Source organism: Pseudomonas syringae pv. tomato str. DC3000, assembly GCF_000007805.1.
Lineage (GTDB): Bacteria > Pseudomonadota > Gammaproteobacteria > Pseudomonadales > Pseudomonadaceae > Aquipseudomonas > Aquipseudomonas avellanae.
The window spans coordinates 2,622,837-2,641,367 of sequence record NC_004578.1; the positions used below are offsets into that span (position 1 = coordinate 2,622,837).

An 18,531-nucleotide genomic window follows, 5' to 3' on the forward strand; every position below is an offset into this window, starting at 1 on the left:
ACAGCAATGAGTGAATGAGCCATGCAAGCAAAAGTAGTGATAGTGGGCAGTCTGAACATGGATCTGGTCATCCGCGCCCAGCGTTTGCCACGCCCCGGTGAAACACTCAGCGGGGAAACCTTCGACACCGTGCCCGGCGGCAAAGGCGCCAATCAGGCAGTTGCTGCGGCGCGCCTGGGTGCCAGCGTGGCAATGATCGGTTGCGTAGGCGCCGATGCCTATGGGCAGCAACTGCGGGCGGCGCTGCTGGCCGAGTGCATCGACTGCCAGGCGGTGACCGTCGTGGAGGGCGTCTCCACCGGCATTGCATCGATCGTGGTCGACGCCAACAGCCAGAATGCCATCGTCATTGTGGCTGGCGGCAATGGTCGGCTCACCCCGGCGCTGATCGAGCGTTTCGATGCGTTGCTGGCAGGCTCCGAGATCGTTATCTGTCAGTTGGAAGTCCCGACTGAAACCGTTTTCCATACCCTGTCCAGGGCCCGTGCGCTGGGCAAGACCGTCATTCTCAATCCGGCCCCGGCCAGCGAGCCATTGCCCGCAAGCTGGTACGGCCTGATCGATTACCTGATCCCCAACGAAAGCGAAGCGCAGACCCTGACGGGTGTGAATGTCGATTCAGCCGCCTCTGCCGAACAGGCTGCCATGGCAATGCTGGCGGCCGGAGCGCGCAACGTGATCATCACCCTCGGCGAGCGCGGCACTCTGTTCGCCAATGCCGCTGGCGTGGAGCATATTCCTGCGCGTCGTGTACAGGCCGTGGACACCACCGCTGCAGGTGATACCTTTGTCGGTGGTTTTGCGGCAGCACTGGCCGCTGGTCAGGGCGAGTCGCAAGCCATTCGCTTCGGTCAGGCGGCGGCGGCCATATCCGTCACCCGCGCGGGTGCCCAGCCGTCCATACCGACGTTCGAGGAAGTACAGGAACTCAATTCGTTATGAAAAAGACACCGCTACTCAATATCGCCCTGTCCCGCGTCATTGCTTCGCTGGGGCACGGCGACATCCTGATGATCGTCGATGCCGGAATGCCCGTGCCGCCGGGCGTTGAGCTGATCGACCTGGCGCTGACCCGCGGTGTACCTGATTTCGTCAGTGTGCTGGACGTGGTGCTGAGTGAAATGCAGGTTGAAAGCCACGTGCTGGCCAGAGAAATGGCCGATATCAAGCCGCCTGCCTTGCAGATCATCGAAAGCCTGAATCTCGACGATCAACTGGGGCAGCAGCGCTGGATCAGCCACGAAGACCTCAAAGCCCTGAGCCGCACGGCCAAGGCGATCATCCGCACCGGAGAATGTCAGCCGTACAGTAATCTGGCGCTGGTGTCCGGAGTCGTTTTCTAGCTATCAAGCTTTTCAAGCTACCAAGAAAGGGAGTTTCATATGACGTTGATACAGTTTTCCAGGCAATTCATTCGTGGAGCATTGCTCTTGTCCCTCCTGAGTACCGCTGCCGTTCAGGCGGCAGAAAAACGTGATCTGATCATCGACACCGACCCTGGTGCGGACGACGTGGTCGCACTGCTGCTGGCGCTGGCGTCACCCGAAGAGCTGAACGTGATGGCCATCACTACCGTGGCCGGCAACGTCAGGCTGGACAAGACCTCGCGCAACGCCAGACTGGCGCGTGAATGGGCCGGGCGCGAAGAAGTGCCGGTGTATGCCGGTGCGCCCAAGCCACTGGTGCGCACACCTATTTACGCCGAGAACGTTCACGGTCAGGAAGGTTTGCCGGGTGTTCCCATTCATGAGCCAGCCAAAGGGCTTGCCGAAGGCAACGCGGTCGATTATCTGATTCGCACATTGACCCAGGCCAAGCCACACAGCATTACCATCGCCATGCTCGGTCCGCAGACCAATCTGGCGTTGGCGCTGGTGCAGGCTCCGGAAATCACTCAGGGCATCAAGGAAGTGGTGGTCATGGGCGGGGCGCATTTCAATGGCGGTAACATCACCCCGGCTGCCGAATTCAACCTGTTCGCCGACCCGCACGCCGCGCAGATCGTCCTGGCCAGTGGCGTGAAGCTGACCTACGTGCCGCTCGACGTGACCCACAAAATTCTCACCAGCGAACAGCGCCTCAAGCAGATCGCTGCGCTGGGCAACAACGCTGGCAAGCTGGTGGACGGGATTCTCAATGAATACGTCAAGCTGGACATGGAGCACTACGGCTTGCCGGGTGGGCCGGTTCACGACGCCAGCGTCATTGCCTGGCTGCTCAAGCCTGAGCTGTTTTCCGGCCGGCAGATCAATGTCGCCATTGACACGCGCGAGGGCATCGGTTTCGGTCAGACAGTCGCCGACTGGTACGGCACGCTGAAACAGCCACAGAACGTGTTCTGGGTCGAAGACGGCAACGCTCAGGGGTTTTTCGACCTGCTGACCGAGCGTCTGAAACGACTCAAGTAATCACAGTCTCTGGATGACGCCTGTCAGGCAGGCAACTTTGCCGCGGCATAGCGGCTCAGCACCTGGCCGATGAAGGAGCGGGCACCGTCTGTGCCCAGCTCCTTGATCAGCAGGTCGACAGCGATGATCATCAACTCTTCCGGGGTTCCCGGACTGTGCGAGCAATGGCCTTGGGGCCATTTGGCTTTTATGTCCGCATCTATCGATATGCTTGTCATGTCTGTCTGACCTCCACCACTGCTCTCCATTGGGTAGCCACGCTCTTCGCTTCCTGGCGCTTGCTCTTGTGGCAGTAAACCACTCCGCGCGCGTTTTGACACTTCTACTTGCACATTGCCTTGATGCATTAATTCAATGGATGCCGACGCTAAACGTTTTGTGACGATTTCATCGCGCAGCCTGCGTGGTGGCAGTGCAGACTCTTCGCCCAGGCAGATCAACAGGTTACCTGCGGCATGCTCGTCGTGATGTGCAACCAACGCGCTTGGGTGCGGTCGGACGAGGTCTGGAAATGTTTATTGGCAGAGGAGGGTGTATGCCCCGGAAGTTCGCAACACTAGGTTTTGTGGTCATGGCATCGGTATTGGCAGGTTGCAGCAGCACTGCCTCCGATTCGGGCGCTGCATCGGCAGTCAAGGCCGATGCGCCAGCCAGCAACGCCATACCGGGCCGCTGTGATGCAGGGCTGGGTCAATTCGCAGTTGGCAAGCCGGCGTCCATCGACCTTCTGTCACAAGTGCGCACACGTACCGGTTCGCAGGATGCGCGCATTCTCGGGCCAGACGACATGGTCACGCTGGAATACCGGTCCGAGCGGGTAAACGTCAATACCGACGCTTCGGGTAAAGTGACGCGCATCAATTGCGGCTGAGTCGGCACTTTTCTGTCGCGCATAAAAAACCCCGTCAGTGACGGGGTTTTTTTGCGCCGAATGAATCAGTCAACGCGAACTTGTTCTGCTTGCATGCCTTTCTGGCCTTTAGCAGCAACAAAAGAAACGGTCTGGCCTTCTTTCAGGCTTTTGAAACCGTCGCTTTCGATCGCTTTGAAGTGTACGAACAGGTCGTCACCGCCACCTTGTGGAGTGATAAAGCCGAAGCCTTTTTCATCGTTGAACCATTTTACGGTGCCGGTTTGGCGATTAGACATGGTGTATCTCCAGAAACATAATTTTCAATAACGTGCTGCTCAGGCCAACTGGGCACACCGGGGTATCATAGTCGAAATGCGCAAAAAAACAGCTACTAAGGTCAGTACTTTGCGTAAAGGTCTCGTGCAGGCAGCGCGCCATGCACTGAAAACGCCCGAGTGACCCCGTGAGCCGGGTTCCAGTCGGCCGATGCAAACACCGCTGAAAGCCATGATTTCATTGGCTTTCAGCGGTGTTGAGCCGCGCCGGAGCTTGCTGTTACAAGCGTTTGAATCGCTTGTTTTACCCCGGCAGAAAAAAATGATTATTTTGCTGCGGTGCAGTTTTCCGCGACCAGTTTCTGCAGTTTTGCGGTCAATGCGGCGGGTGGTGCGACGTCGGTTGCGCCGAGCGAGGCTATTTCCTTGTCGGTAAAATGACTGTCTACCTGTTTTGCTCCGCACTCACAGTGGGCCTTGGCAGTCTTGTCATCCAGCTTCTGTTGCTTGGCCGCTGCAACGCATTCCTGAGTGAACGTGCTGCGTGTGGCGCCGTCCATGGCGGCCTGGGCGCCCAGCGGTATCAGGGCGGCGGCGCAGGCGAGGAGGGTGGTCAGATTCGAAAACTTCATGGTGTTCTCCTATTGGCTGGAAAAAACGTACAGGATCTCGATGGGTTCTGACGCCTGCAGGGCTTGTCAGTTCAGGTGGCGTGCTAATTCCGCTTCTTTTGCATCGATGTACATCTTGTGCCGGCTGCACTGTGTTAGGATGCGCGTCCTGTTATTTTCAAGTGCGCCTTGGCGAGCGGCTTTGGCCAGTAGCTTTTAGTGCAGCGCAAGCAGGGTTTTCGTACATTCCAGTCATCTGGTCCGGTTCAAGGTTGGCCCCAAGGCTCCTGCCACTGTGAGGCAGGCATACTACCGGATCACGTACTGGCTCATCCCAACCCACGTGACCTTTGGTAGGGGTCACCACTAGGAGAGGAGGCGCCATGCCAACTATTACTCTTCCCGACGGCAGTCAACGTTCATTCGATCATGCGGTTTCCGTAGCCGATGTCGCGCTTTCAATCGGCGCCGGTCTGGCCAAGGCCACCGTTGCCGGTAAAGTCGACGGCAAACTGGTCGACGCCTGCGACCTGATCGAAAACGATGCCAGCCTGCAGATCATCACCCCCAAGGACGCAGAGGGACTGGAGATCATCCGTCACTCCTGCGCTCACCTGGTAGGGCATGCGGTCAAGCAGTTGTATCCGACTGCGAAAATGGTCATCGGCCCGGTGATCGACGACGGCTTCTATTACGATATCGCCTACGAGCGCCCGTTCACGCCTGACGACCTGGCGGCGATCGAGCAGCGCATGCAGCAGCTGATCGAAAAAGATTACGACGTCATCAAGAAAGTCACTCCGCGCGCCGAAGTGATCGAGGTGTTCACCGCCCGTCACGAGGACTACAAGCTGCGCCTTGTAGAAGGCATGCCGGATGAGCAGGCCATGGGCCTGTATTACCACGAAGAATACGTCGACATGTGCCGCGGTCCGCACGTGCCGAACACCCGCTTCCTGAAGTCGTTCAAGCTGACCAAACTGTCGGGTGCCTACTGGCGCGGCGATGCCAAGAACGAGCAATTGCAGCGCGTTTACGGCACCGCTTGGGCAGACAAGAAGCAACTGGCAGCTTACATCCAGCGGATCGAAGAAGCCGAGAAGCGCGACCATCGCAAGATCGGCAAGCGCCTCGGCCTGTTCCACACCCAGGAAGAGGCGCCGGGCATGGTGTTCTGGCACCCGCAGGGCTGGACCCTGTATCAGGTGCTTGAACAGTACATGCGCAAAGTGCAGCGCGAAAATGGCTACCTTGAGATCAAAACCCCGCAAGTGGTCGATCGCTCGCTCTGGGAAAAATCCGGGCACTGGGCCAACTACGCCGACAACATGTTCACCACGCAGTCCGAAAGCCGCGACTACGCCATCAAGCCGATGAACTGCCCGTGCCACGTGCAGGTGTTCAATCAGGGCCTGAAAAGCTACCGCGAGCTGCCGCTGCGTCTGGCCGAGTTCGGTGCCTGCCACCGTAACGAGCCGTCGGGTGCCCTGCACGGCATCATGCGCGTACGTGGTTTCACTCAGGACGACGCGCACATCTTCTGCACCGAAGACCAGATGCAGGCCGAGTCCGCCGCATTCATCAAGCTGACGCTGGATGTCTACGCCGATTTCGGTTTCAAGGATATCGAACTGAAATTGTCCACTCGCCCTGAAAAGCGTGTAGGCTCCGACGAGCTTTGGGATCGTGCCGAATCGGCGCTGGCTTCCGCACTCGACAGCGCAGGCCTGCCTTACGACCTGCAGCCGGGCGAAGGTGCGTTCTACGGTCCCAAAATCGAGTTTTCCCTCAAGGATTGTCTCGGTCGGGTATGGCAGTGTGGCACCTTGCAGCTGGACTTCAATCTGCCGATCCGTCTGAGTGCAGAGTACGTTTCGGAAGACAACAGTCGCAAGAATCCGGTCATGTTGCACCGCGCAATTCTTGGGTCGTTCGAGCGTTTCATCGGAATTCTGATCGAGCATTACGAAGGCGCGTTTCCAGCCTGGCTGGCGCCAACCCAGGCAGTGATCATGAATATCACTGACAAACAGGCCGATTTTGCCCTTGAAGTGGAAAAAACTCTGGCTGAAAGCGGGTTTCGTGCCAAGTCCGACTTGAGAAATGAAAAGATCGGCTTTAAAATCCGTGAGCATACTTTGCTCAAGGTTCCCTATCTCCTCGTGATTGGAGATCGGGAAGTTGAAATGCAAACTGTCGCTGTGCGTACACGTGAAGGCGCTGACCTTGGCTCGATGCCGGTCGCCCAGTTCGCTGAATTCCTCGCACAAGCGGTTTCCCGGCGTGGTCGCCAAGATACGGAGTAATTATTATTAAGCGTGAAATGAGACAAGATAAACGAGCTGCACCCAAGGCCCCGATCAATGAGAATATCTCGGCCCGCGAGGTTCGTTTAATTGGCGCTGACGGCGAGCAGATTGGCATCGTCTCGATTGATGAAGCGCTTCGTATAGCCGAAGAGGCCAAGCTGGATCTGGTAGAGATTTCTGCCGACGCAGTACCTCCGGTCTGCCGTGTGATGGACTACGGCAAATCGATCTTCGAAAAGAAGAAGCAGGTTGCTGCAGCGAAGAAAAACCAGAAGCAGATCCAGGTTAAAGAAATCAAGTTTCGTCCAGGGACGGAGGAAGGGGATTACCAGGTAAAACTACGCAACCTGGTACGTTTCCTGAGTGACGGGGACAGGGCCAAGGTATCGTTGAGATTCCGCGGTCGTGAGATGGCCCACCAGGAGCTGGGTATGGAATTGTTGAAGCGGGTTGAAGGTGACCTTCTTGAATACGGTTCCGTCGAACAGCATCCTAAGATGGAAGGACGCCAGCTGATCATGGTCATCGCCCCGAAAAAGAAGAAATAACCACCAAGGCACGGCAGGCCTTGCGGTTATATTTATCAACTGAATGCGGAGTATCCGAACATGCCAAAGATGAAGACTAAAAGTGGTGCAGCTAAGCGGTTTTTGAAAACTGCTAACGGCATCAAGCACAAACACGCTTTCAAGAGCCACATCCTGACCAAAATGTCGACAAAGCGTAAGCGTCAACTGCGCGGTAGCAGCTTGCTGCATCCGTCTGACGTGGCAAAAGTCGAGCGCATGCTGCGCCTTCGTTAATTTTGATCAAGATATAGAGGAAGTAACTCATGGCTCGTGTAAAGCGTGGCGTCATTGCCCGTAAGCGTCACAAAAAAATTCTGAAACTTGCAAAAGGCTACTACGGCGCGCGTTCACGCGTATTCCGTGTTGCCAAGCAAGCGGTAATCAAGGCAGGCCAATACGCCTACCGTGACCGTCGTCAGAAAAAACGTCAGTTCCGCGCTCTGTGGATCGCTCGTATCAACGCTGGTGCTCGTGTTAACGGTCTGTCCTACAGCCGTTTCATTGCTGGCCTGAAAAAAGCGTCCATCGAGATCGACCGTAAGGTTCTGGCTGATCTGGCAGTGAACGAAAAAGCGGCGTTTGCTGCGATTGTCGAGAAAGCTAAAGCCACTTTGGCCTAAGTCCCCGACAATCACTGGCCCCGGTTTCCGGGGTCGGTGTTAAACGTCATAAATAGGGGAAGAGCCTTCAGCTCTTCCCCTATTTTGTATCTGGAGTCTGTACATGGAAAACCTGGACGCGCTGGTCTCTCAAGCTCTTGAGGCTGTGCAAAGCGCCGAAGATATCAATGCCCTGGAGCAAATCCGGGTTCACTACCTCGGCAAGAAAGGCGAGTTGACTCAGGTGATGAAGACCCTGGGGAACCTGCCGGCTGAAGAGCGTCCGCACGTCGGCGCGCTGATCAACGTTGCCAAGGAGCGTGTCACAGAGGTCCTCAATGCACGCAAGGCATCGTTCGAGCAGGCAGAACTGACTGCCAAACTCGCCGCCGAATGCATCGACGTGACCCTGCCGGGCCGTGGCCAGACCTCCGGTGGTCTGCACCCGATTACCCGCACTCTGGAACGTATCGAACAATTCTTCACGCACATCGGCTACGGCATTGCCGAAGGCCCGGAAGTCGAAGACGACTACCACAATTTCGAGGCGCTCAACATCCCGGGCCATCATCCGGCCCGGTCGATGCATGACACCTTCTATTTCAACGCGAACATGCTGTTGCGCACCCATACCTCGCCGGTACAGGTCCGCACCATGGAATCGCAGCAGCCGCCGATCCGCATCGTCTGCCCAGGCCGTGTGTACCGCAGCGACTCCGATATCACCCACTCGCCGATGTTCCACCAGATCGAAGGTCTGCTGGTCGATCGCGACATCAATTTTGCCGACCTGAAAGGCACCATCGAAGAGTTCCTGCGGGTGTTCTTCGAGAAAGAGCTGGCTGTGCGCTTCCGTCCTTCGTATTTCCCGTTCACCGAGCCGTCGGCAGAAGTGGATATGGAATGCGTGATGTGCAGTGGCAAAGGCTGCCGCGTCTGCAAACAGACCGGTTGGCTGGAAGTCATGGGTTGCGGCATGGTTCACCCGAACGTGCTGCGCATGTCCGGCATCGATCCTGAAGAGTTTCAGGGCTTCGCGTTCGGCATGGGCGTAGAACGTCTGGCCATGCTGCGTTACGGCGTCAATGATTTGCGCCTGTTCTTCGACAACGATTTGCGGTTCCTCGCGCAATTTCGCTAAGTCGTAATGAACCTTTCAGGAGAGCAGGATGAAATTCAGTGAACAATGGCTGCGCGGCTGGGTAAGCCCGCAGGTTTCCCGCGACGAGCTGGTTGCTCGTCTGTCGATGGCCGGTCTTGAGGTTGACAGCGTGACGCTGGCCGCCGGCATTTTCACCGGAGTCGTGGTGGGCGAGGTGCTGAGCACCGAGCAACACCCTGATGCCGACAAGTTGCGTGTGTGCCAGGTCAGCAATGGCAGAGAAACCTTTCAGGTCGTCTGCGGTGCGCCAAACGTGCGCCCTGGCCTGAAAATCCCGTTCGCCATGATCGGTTCCGAGCTGCCGGGCGACTTCAAGATCAAGAAAGCCAAACTGCGCGGCGTCGAGTCCAACGGCATGCTGTGTTCCGCTGCCGAGTTGCAGGCCGGTGAAGGCAATGATGGCCTGATGGAGCTGGCGGCTGATGCGCCGGTCGGCCAGGACATTCGTGTCTACCTGGGCCTGGACGACGCCAGCATCGAGGTCGACCTGACCCCGAACCGTGGCGACTGCCTGTCGGTGGCCGGTCTGGCACGTGAAGTCGGCGCGCTGTACGCCGCCGACGTCACCCGCCCGCAAATCGCTGCTGTCAGCGCTGTACACGATGAAGTGCGTCCGGTTGAAGTGCTGGCGCCAGCTGCCTGCCCGCGCTACCTCGGCCGCGTGATCCGCAATGTCGACCTTTCGCGTCCGACCCCTCTGTGGATGGTCGAGCGTCTGCGTCGTTCCGATGTGCGCAGCATCGATGCCGCTGTCGACATCACCAACTACGTGATGCTCGAGCTGGGCCAGCCTCTGCATGCGTTCGACCTGGCTGAAATCAACGGCGGGATCCGCGTACGCATGGCCGAGGAGGGCGAGAAGCTCGTTCTGCTCGACGGTCAGGAAGTCAGCCTGCGTGCTGACACTCTGGTCATCGCCGACCACCAGCGCGCACTGGCCATCGCCGGCGTGATGGGCGGCGAGCACAGCGGCGTAACGGCCGGTACTCGTGACATCTTCCTTGAAAGCGCGTTCTTCGACACCATTTCGGTGGCGGGCAAGGCGCGTTCCTACGGCCTGCACACCGATGCCTCGCACCGCTATGAACGTGGTGTTGACTGGCAACTGGCCCGTGAAGCGATGGAGCGGGCCACTGGCCTGTTGCTGGACATCACCGGTGGCGAAGCCGGTCCGGTCATTGAAGTGGTCAGCGAACAGCATCTGCCTTCAATTGCGCCGGTCACGCTGCGTGCCAGCCGTGTCGAGCAAATGCTCGGTCTGGTCATCGAGAACGCCGAGATTGAGCGTCTGCTGACCGGTCTTGGCCTGACAGTGTCCGCCGAAGCTGACGGCCAGTGGCGTGTAGACGTGCCAAGTCATCGTTTCGACATCAGCCTTGAAGTCGATCTGATCGAAGAGCTGGCACGTCTTTACGGCTACAACCGCCTGCCGGTTCGTTACCCGCAAGCCCGTTTGGCCCCGCAGGCCAATGCCGAAGCCAAAGGCGATCTGCCCGAGCTGCGTCGTCTGCTGGTTGCGCGTGGTTATCAGGAAGCGATCACCTACAGCTTCATCGACCCCAAGTGGTTCGAGCTGTTCTCGCCGGGCGTCAAGCCACTGTTGCTGGCCAACCCGATCTCCAACGACATGGCCGCCATGCGCGCCTCGTTGTGGCCGGGTCTGGTCAAAGCGCTGCAGCACAACCTCAACCGCCAGCAGGACCGCGTCCGCATGTTCGAAAGCGGCCTGCGCTTCGTCGGTCAGCTTGACGGCTTGAAGCAAGAGCCGATGCTGGCCGGTGTGGTATGTGGCAGCCGTCTGCCGGAAGGTTGGGCGCAAGGTCGCGATGCGGTCGATTTCTTCGACGTCAAAGCCGATGTCGAAGCGGTTCTGGGTTTTGCCGGTGCGCTGGGTGAATTCACCTTCACGCCGGGTCAGCACCCGGCTTTGCATCCTGGCCAGACTGCGCGCATTTTGCGCGACGGTCGTGAAGTCGGCTTCCTGGGTGCCATCCATCCGGAGCTGTCAAAAAACCTGGGTCTGGATCGTCCGGTGTTTGTTTTCGAGCTGGTGCTTGCCGAAGTTGCTACAGGCCGTTTGCCGAAATTCCACGAGTTGTCACGCTTCCCTGAAGTGCGCCGCGACCTGGCGCTGCTTGCCGATCGCGACGTTTCCGCCAGTGCGGTTCTCGACGTAATTCGTGAAAATGCAGGCGAGTGGCTCACAGACCTCAGGTTATTTGATGTTTACCAGGGTAAAGGCATTGATCCACATAGAAAAAGCCTTGCAGTCGGCTTGACCTGGCAGCATCCATCGCGCACTCTTAATGACGATGAGGTAAACGCAACGACACTTGCTATCCTCACCTCGCTGGAGGAGAGGTTAAACGCCACGTTAAGGAAGTAGCGTATGGGGGCTCTGACGAAAGCTGAGATGGCCGAACGTCTGTACGAAGAGCTGGGCCTGAATAAACGGGAAGCCAAGGAATTGGTCGAACTGTTTTTTGAAGAAATCAGGCACGCTCTGGAAGATAACGAGCAGGTGAAGTTGTCAGGTTTCGGCAATTTCGACCTGCGAGACAAGCGCCAGCGGCCTGGGAGAAATCCCAAGACCGGAGAAGAGATCCCGATCACGGCGCGCCGTGTGGTCACCTTTCGTCCAGGGCAGAAGTTGAAAGCCCGAGTTGAGGCATATGCTGGAACCAAGTCATAACGACGAGCTACCGCCGATCCCCGGCAAACGCTACTTCACCATCGGTGAGGTCAGTGAGCTCTGCGCGGTAAAACCGCACGTTCTGCGTTATTGGGAACAGGAATTTCCTCAGCTCAACCCCGTCAAGCGACGCGGAAACCGCCGGTATTATCAGCGCCTCGACGTGCTGATGATCCGCCAGATCCGCGGTTTGCTTTACGATCAGGGATTCACCATCGGTGGAGCCCGCTTGCGCCTCACCGCCGGCGAACCGAAGGACGATACTCAGCAGTACAAGCAAATGATTCGGGAAATGATTGCCGAACTGGAAGACGTACTGGTCATGCTCAAGGCTTAATCGAGCAAGATACTTCCAAAATTCAAATGCTTAGGGTATATTTCTCAACGTTTTCGCAGGTTGCAAAACAGATACACGCCTAGTCGGGGCGTAGCGCAGTCCGGTAGCGCACTAGCATGGGGTGCTAGGGGTCGAGTGTTCGAATCACTCCGTCCCGACCATATTATTCAATGACTTAGGCCAATGTTCGCAGCATTGGCCTTTTTCATGCGCGTGACTTTTGCGTGACTCGTTGCTTTTTCATGCCTGCCTCCTTTTCAAAATTGTCAGAACCGGGCCGCGTGAGTCGGTTGCTGATACCATCTTTGCAGCTTCTATCAAGTGACCGAGCTCAGCGCCTGAGTAGTGACTGGTGATGCTGCCGTTTTTGTGTCCGAGCAGCGCCTTCCGGTCCTCCCCAGTGACGCCCACCGCGCGAAGACGTCTGCCAAATGTATGCTTCAGATCGTGCACTCTGATGGAAGCGTATCCTGGGTGAGCACCCCAACCCACAGCTCTCCGTCGACGTAATCACCGAACTGACCATCGCCATCGCCGCAATGAAAGTTGATTGCTCCGATAACATTTTTATCCAACAGGATTCGTGCTGGTACCAGCCATGTGCATGGTTAGTCGATGGCTTGCCGGCCGTTTTGTATCCGCATCGAACGACATGCCAGCCAAGCCCTCGTCGGCTGACAGCATTCGCATTTCGTTGCCGCGTACGAGCGCCCAGCGATCAAGCTTCGTGATGGTTCCGATGGGGCGCTCGATGCAGCTTCCGGTCAGCCCGGAGCCAGACCTGTAATACGGCATGATGAAACGCTCACCAAATCGCTGGCGGCCGTTCTTGACTCGCGTCAGCGTCGATTCGGCGCGGCTAGGCTTGACGATGGGCGACCATTTTCCGGAGTCAAAGTCTATGAAAGACGAGGCGGGTACGTGCTGGCGCTGATGCAGTTGCAGGTTGAGCGGTGCCTTGCTGCGCGTGCAGACAAGGAACAGCCTGACCCGGTGCTGAGGCACGCCGAGGTCTGCGCAATCCACGACGTGCGGCGCGATCATATAGCCCAGCGCTGCCATAGCTTGAGACCAAGCCGGATAGAGCGCCCAGTCGGTGAACTCTTCGACGTTTTCGACCAGCACCACTTCGGGGCTGTGGTACTCGGCAGCAGAAACCACTGCCCATGCAGTCGACCGTGACGAATCGTGCTGAGCATTACCTGACTTCTTGCCGCGCGCCTTCGAATGACCCTGGCAGCATGGCGAGGCCAGCATGATGCCGTGGGCCGGCACTTTCGACCAATCAGCTTGGTGCAGGTCTTGGCAGACATGAATCGCGTCTGGGTGGTTGGCGCTGTGCCATCCGACCGCGACCGGCCAGTGGTTGGCCGCCCAAAGGACTTTGACGCCAGCCCTGCGCGCGCCATTACTCCATCCGCCGAGACCGGCGAACAAATCGATTGCTGTGGGCATGTGATTACCTGCTGAATTATGATACGGCGAAATCAAAGGTGACTGATAATGAAGTGGTCAGAAATGATGCCGTTCTTGATATGGTCGGGGGTGTTCCAGATGGCGCTGCTAATAACCGCAATTGAGCGAGGCGCTATAGATATCTTTCTTCTGGGGTTAATCCCGCTGTGTATCGGTGTTTGGTTTGGTACAGCCGCCTATAGGCGATAACCGCCGAAGTCAGACATGGTTTATCCTCGCCGGGGTGGCGTAAGTTGTTGAAGTGGGGTATTGGTGTGCAGACCGGCATTTAGCCGATGTCTCGGAGTTGTCACCGCCACTGTAAAAATGACCCCCTAACGCCAACCTAGAATTGACCCCCCTGGGTAAAACTGGCGGCTTTGAGCTGCCAATATGTTGACCCAGGAGCAGTCTGTGGAAATTAAAGTGTTGGCCCGTCAGGGCCATGGCATCAAATTCATCGCCCGTGAGCTGGGTATTTCGCGTAACACCGTGCGCAAGTACCTGCGAAAGGCCCGGTCGCTACCCAGTGACAAGGTGAGACCCGCACGTCCGTGCAAAATCGACCCCTTCAAGGACTACCTGCACGAGCGTATTGAGGCGGCGCGCCCACACTGGATTCCGGCGACCGTCCTGCTGCGTGAGATCACGGCATTGGGGTACAGCGGCGGCGTCAGTCGTCTGAAGGCTTATATTCGCCCCTTCAAACGTAAGGCAGAAGAGCCGGTGGTACGTTTCGAGACACTGCCCGGCAAGCAGATACAGGTGGACTTCACCACCATTCGACGAGGCCGTCAGCCGCTTAAGGCGTTCGTGGCGACACTTGGTTTTAGTCGAGCAAGCTTTGTCCGTTTCTCCGAGCGAGAGGACAGCGAAGCCTGGCTGACAGGGCTTCGGGAGGCGTTCGCTTACTTTGGCGGCGTGCCCGAGCAGGCATTGTTTGATAACGCCGGAACCATCATCACCGAGCGAGATGCTTTTGGGGAGGGCCAGCACCGTTGGCATCCCCGATTGGCTGCGCTGGCCGATGAGTTTGGTTTTATTCCCAAGGTCTGCCGCCCTTACCGTGCCCAGACCAAGGGCAAGGTTGAGCGCTTCAACGGGTATCTGAAGGGCAGTTTCATTACCCCGTTGGCCGCTACGCTCAAGAGTGCGGGTCTGACGCTGGATGTGGTGACGGCCAACGCACATATCGGCCAATGGCTCGACGAAGTCGCTCATCAGCGGATTCACGGCACGACGGGTGTTCAACCGGCGGTACGTCTGGCCCAAGAGCAGCAGGTACTATTACCACTGCCAACACAGAGCCTGCGCCCACAACCCGCCCAAGGCCTACGCCTGGGACGGGTCCTGCCGTACGAGAGCTTGCAGCATCCGCTGTCGGTTTATGAGCAACTGCTGGAGGTGAGAGCATGAACCTTCAACATGCTCGCCTGACAGAACTATGCAAGGGGCTAAAGCTTGAGCGCGTCGGGGTGGACTGGCCGCACCTGGCCCAACAAGCAGCAAGCGGCGAAGACAGCTTTGCCGACTTCCTCGAAAAGCTGCTGGCTGCCGAGACCGATGCCCGAAGTGAACGCTCTCGACAGGCCCTGCTGAAAACTGCCGCGCTGCCCGCTGTGAAAACGCTGGAGCAATACGACTTCGCGTTTGCCACCGGCGTCCCCCGGGCACAGCTCCAGGAGCTGGCAGCACTGAGTTTTGTTGGACGTGCCGAGAACATCGTGTTCCTGGGGCCTAGTGGTGTAGGCAAGAGCCACCTGGCTATCGCCCTGGCCTACCGGGCAGTGATGGCCGGTATCAAAACCCGCTTCGTCACGGCGGCTGACTTGATGCTGCAACTGACCGCTGCGCACCGCCAGGAACGGCTCAAGGAATACTTCAGTCGTGTGGTGATGGCCCCTGGGTTGTTGGTCATCGATGAAATCGGCTACCTGCCGTTTGGTCGTGATGAAGCCAACCTGTTCTTCAATGTTGTCGCCAAGCGCTACGAGCAAGGCAGCCTGATCCTCACGAGTAACTTGCCGTTTACCCAGTGGGCCGGAACCTTTGCGGATGATCAAACACTGACAGCGGCCATGCTGGACAGGCTGTTACATCATGCCCATATCGTGCAGATGACAGGTGAAAGCTATCGACTCAAGGACAAGCGCAAAGCAGGAACCAAATCTTCTCGGGCCGAACCGGCTCGAAAATATGAACCCGAGGGGGGTCAAAACTAAGTTGGCGATTTAGCACGGAAGGGGGTCACTTTTTAGTTGGCGTTGACACGGAGTAGAGCTAATGGAAATTCGTCGTCAAGGATCAAATCGAAAAGAAGGCTGGAGCCTAGTAAAGAACAGAAAGGAAAAGCCTGTTCAGGTAGGTCTTCAATCAGACTTGGGTGATGGTCCAGTGGTTACTTTTTTGATGAAGAGAACCAAGAGTCATGACGGCAAGGGTGAATATGATCATGAGGTCAGGCTCACAATCGCTGAAGTTGCAGCAATCATTGAAAAACTCGCGGGCCCAGGATTGGCAGAGTTTGAAGGCAGTGTCTCAGAAGGTCTTTCTGGGTCAGTCAGGAGCCTCCACCGGCTTACAGCAGCGGCAAGCGGGATAAAAGTTCTGCCTTAATCACGCGCTGGCGATAATGTCAGCCTCGGCCATCTCGCAAAAAAACGAGCAGGAAGGCCGTTTCTCGTTGCGACGCACCGGGCCTTCGCCCAGTTCGCCCAGTTCGCGCAGTGAAAAGCGCACATTGGTCGTCCTGTTGCGGTGCAGGTAGGAGCCAGCACCGAGAGTGTCCTGTACTTGGCAAAGCTGCTCGAACTGCTCCGGGAAATCTTCGCGGATCGCACGAAAGTATCCTTCGCCACTCTTCACGCAGCCTATGCAGTTTGCGTTGTCATAACCCATGCGATACATGACAGGCAGTTCGATACCGGCTCTCTGGATCATCGCCTTGCAGTCTTCTTTACCGAGCCCTCGGTCAATCAGCGGAGCGATCACCGGGCGATCTGGATTGCGCTCACGGAAGTCTTCCAGGCGGTCAGCCTCTTCGGCGGTATACCCGAAAACCATTACGTCACCCGGCAGCTTCCAAATATCCAGCAGGCGGCGCTTGAGCAGCTGGGTACAGGAGGCACCGTATTGTTTTTTTATGAATCGTTCTCGCCGGAACACCTCGATGATGTCGGCACCGTATTTCTCGTCGCGCAGCACCGTCACCGGTTGCTCGAACCAAGCTTCGCAATCGGCCAGAAAGCGAAGGCTGTCGGCGTGCTCGTTCACCAGGTAGGCGTTGAGGATTTGCACGTCATGAGTTGCGCTGTAATCGGCCAGGGCCAGTTTCGTGGCCACCGCCGAGGCAGCACCGCAGCTAAACTGGCAAACTATTCTTGATCTCGAATTAGCCATTTATCGACCCTTTCACTATGATTGGCTCATCAACCTACAAGGATGTGAGCATGGACAAAGAAATTCTCAAAAAAGCCTTCACTGAATCAACTGTTCCTGAGTACAAATGTCCTCGATGCTACAAAGGTTATTTAAGACTTGAAGGTGAATTCAACGGACTTGAAACTGAGGGAAGCGCTGCAGTACATAATGAGGAATGGTGGGAGCCGGAATATATCGAATTGATTTTCAACTGCACTTTGAAGTGCGGTACATGTTCTGAGTTGGTATTCGTTGTTGGTAATGGTGTTGTTGAAGAAGAATATGATGTGGATGAGCGCGGTGAATGGTCAAAAGATTGGACGTCTTATTATAGACCTACATTCTTCCATCCTGCTTTGCAGCTTATTGATTACCCTGCCAAGGCGCCAAAGGAGGTGGTTTCGCCGTTATCTACAGCGGGCGCTATGTTTTTCTCCAGTCCTGCATCCAGTTGCAACGCGATAAGAGCATCCGCTGAGGAGGTTCTTACTCATCTCGGTATCGCCGTCAAAACCGAAGAAAAATTTATTTCCTTCGGAAATCGAATCAATCTTCTGCCGGAAGAGCAAGCTTCAACGAAAAACTTGTTCAATGCCATACGTTGGATAGGCAACCACGGTAGCCACCCAGGTAACGAGATTGAGTTTGAGGACGCCCTCCATGCTTTGGAAATCATGGAATACTTACTTGAAGAGGTTTTCGGTGACCGCAAGCAGGCTTTGGAGGCGCTTGCGGCAGCGATCAACGACCGAAAGGGCCCGGTGGGAAGGCTGTTTAAAGTCGAATCGCCCAGCAATTGAACAATACTGTTACGTTTAAGACCCTGGCAAATTGGTTTGGGGTGAGCTATAGGTGATGACCGGCATGGTGCCGGATCAAGGAGCTGAGGATGGAAAGTCGCGGAACGGTAATTCACGCCGTAGGCAAGTATCAGGTTTACGAAGTTATCAAAACATATTTGGATAATACGACCGAGATCATTGGACATCGTGTTGAAGGGCCGGGTGCGGACTCTACAAGCTTGTTAAGCAAAGACGATGCAGTAAAGATTGCAAATGACCTGAGCTCAACGCCTTCGAGCAAACTAAAAATCTAGTCAAGAGGTGATAAAATCTCATCCCCCGGATCTTGCTGAATCATCAGCATGCTTTTGCGATGAAACTCCAGCGCCACGATATTCGACACTGTGATTTCGTGGCGCGGAACCTGAAGAAAACGCAGCGCCTCAACTGGGCCAAGCGCATGAAAGTGGTGAATCATTAGGGTCATTGCCTCGGCCTGCTCCTCGATCACAGCCCACTCCATCAGCTCAGCCAGCTCCTGCTTCGTGCCGGGCCGCACTCTGAACCGCAATTCCTCTTCCCCGGCCTTCTGCCGCTTGAGCGTAAGCGCCTCATGAACCCCACATTCCAAACAGACAATTGAAGCCTAATCCTTTGCTCCCGATTCTTTTCAGGAGCCAGCTCCCCATGATGCGACCCGACGCCAAAGTCGAAAAAGTGTACCTCTACCCCAAGCCTGTGGATTTCCGAAAATCCATCGATGGCGTTGCTGCGCTGGTCGAGCTGGATATCAAAGTCGCTGTGTTCGACCCCGTGCTTTTTGTTTTTCTGAATCGCCACCGTAACCGGGTGAAAATTCTTTATTGGGAGCGCAACGGCTTCTGCCTTTGGCTCAAGCGCCTGGAGTCCGAGCGTTTCAAAACATCTCCCGATGAGACAGACGAAGCCATCGTGCTGACGGTTGAGGAACTGAACTGGTTGCTTGACGGTTTTGATCTCTGGCGCAACCGTCCTCATCAGGTTTTAACTCCAAGATTCGTCGCCTGACAGGTATAATCC

The 18,531-nt window shown here is 56.5% G+C and carries 24 protein-coding genes, 1 tRNA gene and 1 pseudogene; 19 read left to right on the forward strand and 7 right to left on the reverse strand.

The features are described from left to right. Nucleotides 1–21 precede the first annotated feature (21 nt). Genes rbsK through PSPTO_RS12320 form a run of 3 tightly spaced genes read left to right on the forward strand, consistent with a single transcriptional unit; the run spans nt 22 to nt 2,408 of the window. Nucleotides 22–942, forward strand: coding sequence for a ribokinase (rbsK, locus tag PSPTO_RS12310; RefSeq protein ID WP_007246357.1), 921 nt, complete (start codon nt 22–24; stop codon nt 940–942). Next, complete coding sequence (gene rbsD, locus PSPTO_RS12315) at nt 939–1,343, forward strand: D-ribose pyranase (protein WP_005765637.1); 405 nt, start codon at nt 939–941, stop codon at nt 1,341–1,343. The genes rbsK and rbsD overlap by 4 nt, the downstream gene beginning before the upstream one ends. 39 nt (nt 1,344–1,382) lie before the next feature. Continuing rightward, nucleotides 1,383–2,408, forward strand: a complete 1,026-nt coding sequence (locus PSPTO_RS12320; RefSeq protein ID WP_007246356.1) for a nucleoside hydrolase — start codon at nt 1,383–1,385, stop codon at nt 2,406–2,408. Nucleotides 2,409–2,431: 23 nt separating this feature from the next. On the opposite strand, the gene PSPTO_RS12325 is transcribed toward PSPTO_RS12320, so the two are convergent. After that, nucleotides 2,432–2,626, reverse strand: coding sequence for a hypothetical protein (locus PSPTO_RS12325; protein WP_080898792.1), 195 nt, complete (start codon nt 2,624–2,626; stop codon nt 2,432–2,434). 317 nt (nt 2,627–2,943) lie between these two features. Here PSPTO_RS12325 and PSPTO_RS12330 point away from each other — a divergent pair, with 317 nt between their 5' ends. Beyond that, nucleotides 2,944–3,279: a lipoprotein gene (locus PSPTO_RS12330; RefSeq protein ID WP_007246354.1), complete on the forward strand. Its 336-nt coding sequence runs from the start codon at nt 2,944–2,946 to the stop codon at nt 3,277–3,279. Between the two features lie 65 nt (nt 3,280–3,344). On the opposite strand, the gene PSPTO_RS12335 is transcribed toward PSPTO_RS12330, so the two are convergent. Together PSPTO_RS12335 and PSPTO_RS12340 are read right to left on the reverse strand one after the other, a co-directional pair. Continuing rightward, on the reverse strand, nt 3,345–3,557 hold the full coding sequence (locus PSPTO_RS12335) for a cold-shock protein (RefSeq protein WP_002553156.1): 213 nt from the start codon (nt 3,555–3,557) through the stop codon (nt 3,345–3,347). 305 nt (nt 3,558–3,862) lie between these two features. Then, nucleotides 3,863–4,168, reverse strand: coding sequence for a hypothetical protein (locus PSPTO_RS12340; protein ID WP_005765633.1), 306 nt, complete (start codon nt 4,166–4,168; stop codon nt 3,863–3,865). A 362-nt stretch (nt 4,169–4,530) separates the two neighbouring features. Between PSPTO_RS12340 and thrS the strand changes: the two genes are divergently transcribed. The 9 genes from thrS to PSPTO_RS12385 all read left to right on the forward strand — a co-directional run bounded on the left by thrS (nt 4,531) and on the right by PSPTO_RS12385 (nt 11,976). Then, nucleotides 4,531–6,453: a threonine--tRNA ligase gene (gene thrS, locus PSPTO_RS12345; RefSeq protein ID WP_005738829.1), complete on the forward strand. Its 1,923-nt coding sequence runs from the start codon at nt 4,531–4,533 to the stop codon at nt 6,451–6,453. Further along, on the forward strand, nt 6,453–7,004 hold the full coding sequence (infC, locus tag PSPTO_RS12350; protein ID WP_170846037.1) for a translation initiation factor IF-3: 552 nt from the start codon (nt 6,453–6,455) through the stop codon (nt 7,002–7,004). The genes thrS and infC overlap by 1 nt, the downstream gene beginning before the upstream one ends. A 60-nt stretch (nt 7,005–7,064) precedes the next feature. After that, nucleotides 7,065–7,259, forward strand: a complete 195-nt coding sequence (gene rpmI, locus PSPTO_RS12355) for a 50S ribosomal protein L35 (protein ID WP_002553160.1) — start codon at nt 7,065–7,067, stop codon at nt 7,257–7,259. Between the two features lie 29 nt (nt 7,260–7,288). Then, nucleotides 7,289–7,645, forward strand: coding sequence for a 50S ribosomal protein L20 (rplT, locus tag PSPTO_RS12360; protein ID WP_002553161.1), 357 nt, complete (start codon nt 7,289–7,291; stop codon nt 7,643–7,645). 103 nt (nt 7,646–7,748) lie between these two features. Then, entirely contained in the window at nt 7,749–8,765 is a 1,017-nt protein-coding gene (gene pheS, locus PSPTO_RS12365; protein WP_003382398.1) for a phenylalanine--tRNA ligase subunit alpha, read from the forward strand. 28 nt (nt 8,766–8,793) lie between these two features. Further along, nucleotides 8,794–11,172 (forward strand): phenylalanine--tRNA ligase subunit beta, encoded by a 2,379-nt coding sequence (gene pheT / locus PSPTO_RS12370; protein WP_011103972.1) that lies wholly within the window; start codon nt 8,794–8,796, stop codon nt 11,170–11,172. Between the two features lie 3 nt (nt 11,173–11,175). Continuing rightward, the gene (ihfA, locus tag PSPTO_RS12375; protein ID WP_002553164.1) at nt 11,176–11,478 is read left to right on the forward strand and encodes an integration host factor subunit alpha; all 303 of its coding nucleotides are present in this window, start codon (nt 11,176–11,178) and stop codon (nt 11,476–11,478) included. Beyond that, nucleotides 11,459–11,815: a MerR family transcriptional regulator gene (locus PSPTO_RS12380; protein WP_003382396.1), complete on the forward strand. Its 357-nt coding sequence runs from the start codon at nt 11,459–11,461 to the stop codon at nt 11,813–11,815. The genes ihfA and PSPTO_RS12380 overlap by 20 nt, the downstream gene beginning before the upstream one ends. A gap of 84 nt (nt 11,816–11,899) precedes the next feature. Continuing rightward, nucleotides 11,900–11,976: transfer RNA gene (locus PSPTO_RS12385), tRNA-Pro, on the forward strand. A gap of 79 nt (nt 11,977–12,055) precedes the next feature. Here PSPTO_RS12385 and PSPTO_RS12390 read toward each other — a convergent pair. After that, a pseudogene (locus PSPTO_RS12390) lies at nt 12,056–12,295 on the reverse strand (site-specific integrase); the annotation flags it as partial. A gap of 87 nt (nt 12,296–12,382) precedes the next feature. Continuing rightward, nucleotides 12,383–13,270: a DNA cytosine methyltransferase gene (locus PSPTO_RS12395; RefSeq protein ID WP_011103973.1), complete on the reverse strand. Its 888-nt coding sequence runs from the start codon at nt 13,268–13,270 to the stop codon at nt 12,383–12,385. A gap of 393 nt (nt 13,271–13,663) precedes the next feature. Between PSPTO_RS12395 and istA the strand changes: the two genes are divergently transcribed. The 3 genes from istA (at nt 13,664) to PSPTO_RS12410 (ending at nt 15,886) form a co-directional block, all read left to right on the forward strand. Further along, nucleotides 13,664–14,686: an IS21-like element ISPsy4 family transposase gene (gene istA, locus PSPTO_RS12400; protein ID WP_002551322.1), complete on the forward strand. Its 1,023-nt coding sequence runs from the start codon at nt 13,664–13,666 to the stop codon at nt 14,684–14,686. Continuing rightward, nucleotides 14,683–15,492, forward strand: a complete 810-nt coding sequence (gene istB / locus PSPTO_RS12405) for an IS21-like element ISPsy4 family helper ATPase IstB (RefSeq protein ID WP_005741073.1) — start codon at nt 14,683–14,685, stop codon at nt 15,490–15,492. Before istA ends, istB begins: the two co-directional genes overlap by 4 nt. 61 nt (nt 15,493–15,553) lie before the next feature. Continuing rightward, the gene (locus PSPTO_RS12410) at nt 15,554–15,886 is read left to right on the forward strand and encodes a hypothetical protein (protein WP_057443182.1); all 333 of its coding nucleotides are present in this window, start codon (nt 15,554–15,556) and stop codon (nt 15,884–15,886) included. Here PSPTO_RS12410 and PSPTO_RS12415 read toward each other — a convergent pair whose 3' ends face one another. Beyond that, on the reverse strand, nt 15,887–16,567 hold the full coding sequence (locus PSPTO_RS12415; protein ID WP_226992693.1) for a hypothetical protein: 681 nt from the start codon (nt 16,565–16,567) through the stop codon (nt 15,887–15,889). It abuts the gene before it with no gap. A 152-nt stretch (nt 16,568–16,719) separates the two neighbouring features. Here PSPTO_RS12415 and PSPTO_RS12420 point away from each other — a divergent pair, with 152 nt between their 5' ends. Continuing rightward, nucleotides 16,720–17,490 (forward strand): DUF4145 domain-containing protein, encoded by a 771-nt coding sequence (locus tag PSPTO_RS12420; RefSeq protein WP_011103975.1) that lies wholly within the window; start codon nt 16,720–16,722, stop codon nt 17,488–17,490. An 89-nt stretch (nt 17,491–17,579) separates the two neighbouring features. Further along, complete coding sequence (locus PSPTO_RS12425; protein WP_046464005.1) at nt 17,580–17,786, forward strand: hypothetical protein; 207 nt, start codon at nt 17,580–17,582, stop codon at nt 17,784–17,786. Here PSPTO_RS12425 and PSPTO_RS30655 read toward each other — a convergent pair. Then, nucleotides 17,783–17,983 (reverse strand): hypothetical protein, encoded by a 201-nt coding sequence (locus tag PSPTO_RS30655; protein ID WP_310886558.1) that lies wholly within the window; start codon nt 17,981–17,983, stop codon nt 17,783–17,785. The genes PSPTO_RS12425 and PSPTO_RS30655 overlap by 4 nt on opposite strands. A gap of 176 nt (nt 17,984–18,159) precedes the next feature. Here PSPTO_RS30655 and tnpB point away from each other — a divergent pair, with 176 nt between their 5' ends. Beyond that, nucleotides 18,160–18,519, forward strand: a complete 360-nt coding sequence (gene tnpB, locus PSPTO_RS12435) for an IS66 family insertion sequence element accessory protein TnpB (protein ID WP_011103977.1) — start codon at nt 18,160–18,162, stop codon at nt 18,517–18,519. The last annotated feature ends 12 nt before the right edge of the window (nt 18,520–18,531 follow it).

Excerpts from the sequence above, each read along its gene's own strand:
- rbsK (WP_007246357.1), top strand. The coding sequence starts at position 22 with ATGCAAGCAAAAGTAGTGATAGTGGGCAGTCTGAACATGGATCTGGTC.
- rbsD (WP_005765637.1), top strand. The coding sequence starts at position 939 with ATGAAAAAGACACCGCTACTCAATATCGCCCTGTCCCGCGTCATTGCT.
- PSPTO_RS12320 (WP_007246356.1), top strand. The coding sequence starts at position 1,383 with ATGACGTTGATACAGTTTTCCAGGCAATTCATTCGTGGAGCATTGCTC.
- PSPTO_RS12325 (WP_080898792.1), bottom strand. The coding sequence starts at position 2,626 with ATGACAAGCATATCGATAGATGCGGACATAAAAGCCAAATGGCCCCAA.
- PSPTO_RS12330 (WP_007246354.1), top strand. The coding sequence starts at position 2,944 with ATGCCCCGGAAGTTCGCAACACTAGGTTTTGTGGTCATGGCATCGGTA.
- PSPTO_RS12335 (WP_002553156.1), bottom strand. The coding sequence starts at position 3,557 with ATGTCTAATCGCCAAACCGGCACCGTAAAATGGTTCAACGATGAAAAA.
- PSPTO_RS12340 (WP_005765633.1), bottom strand. The coding sequence starts at position 4,168 with ATGAAGTTTTCGAATCTGACCACCCTCCTCGCCTGCGCCGCCGCCCTG.
- thrS (WP_005738829.1), top strand. The coding sequence starts at position 4,531 with ATGCCAACTATTACTCTTCCCGACGGCAGTCAACGTTCATTCGATCAT.
- rpmI (WP_002553160.1), top strand. The coding sequence starts at position 7,065 with ATGCCAAAGATGAAGACTAAAAGTGGTGCAGCTAAGCGGTTTTTGAAA.
- rplT (WP_002553161.1), top strand. The coding sequence starts at position 7,289 with ATGGCTCGTGTAAAGCGTGGCGTCATTGCCCGTAAGCGTCACAAAAAA.
- pheS (WP_003382398.1), top strand. The coding sequence starts at position 7,749 with ATGGAAAACCTGGACGCGCTGGTCTCTCAAGCTCTTGAGGCTGTGCAA.
- pheT (WP_011103972.1), top strand. The coding sequence starts at position 8,794 with ATGAAATTCAGTGAACAATGGCTGCGCGGCTGGGTAAGCCCGCAGGTT.
- ihfA (WP_002553164.1), top strand. The coding sequence starts at position 11,176 with ATGGGGGCTCTGACGAAAGCTGAGATGGCCGAACGTCTGTACGAAGAG.
- PSPTO_RS12380 (WP_003382396.1), top strand. The coding sequence starts at position 11,459 with ATGCTGGAACCAAGTCATAACGACGAGCTACCGCCGATCCCCGGCAAA.
- PSPTO_RS12395 (WP_011103973.1), bottom strand. The coding sequence starts at position 13,270 with ATGCCCACAGCAATCGATTTGTTCGCCGGTCTCGGCGGATGGAGTAAT.
- istA (WP_002551322.1), top strand. The coding sequence starts at position 13,664 with ATGTTGACCCAGGAGCAGTCTGTGGAAATTAAAGTGTTGGCCCGTCAG.
- istB (WP_005741073.1), top strand. The coding sequence starts at position 14,683 with ATGAACCTTCAACATGCTCGCCTGACAGAACTATGCAAGGGGCTAAAG.
- PSPTO_RS12410 (WP_057443182.1), top strand. The coding sequence starts at position 15,554 with ATGGAAATTCGTCGTCAAGGATCAAATCGAAAAGAAGGCTGGAGCCTA.
- PSPTO_RS12420 (WP_011103975.1), top strand. The coding sequence starts at position 16,720 with ATGGACAAAGAAATTCTCAAAAAAGCCTTCACTGAATCAACTGTTCCT.
- PSPTO_RS12425 (WP_046464005.1), top strand. The coding sequence starts at position 17,580 with ATGGAAAGTCGCGGAACGGTAATTCACGCCGTAGGCAAGTATCAGGTT.
- tnpB (WP_011103977.1), top strand. The coding sequence starts at position 18,160 with ATGATGCGACCCGACGCCAAAGTCGAAAAAGTGTACCTCTACCCCAAG.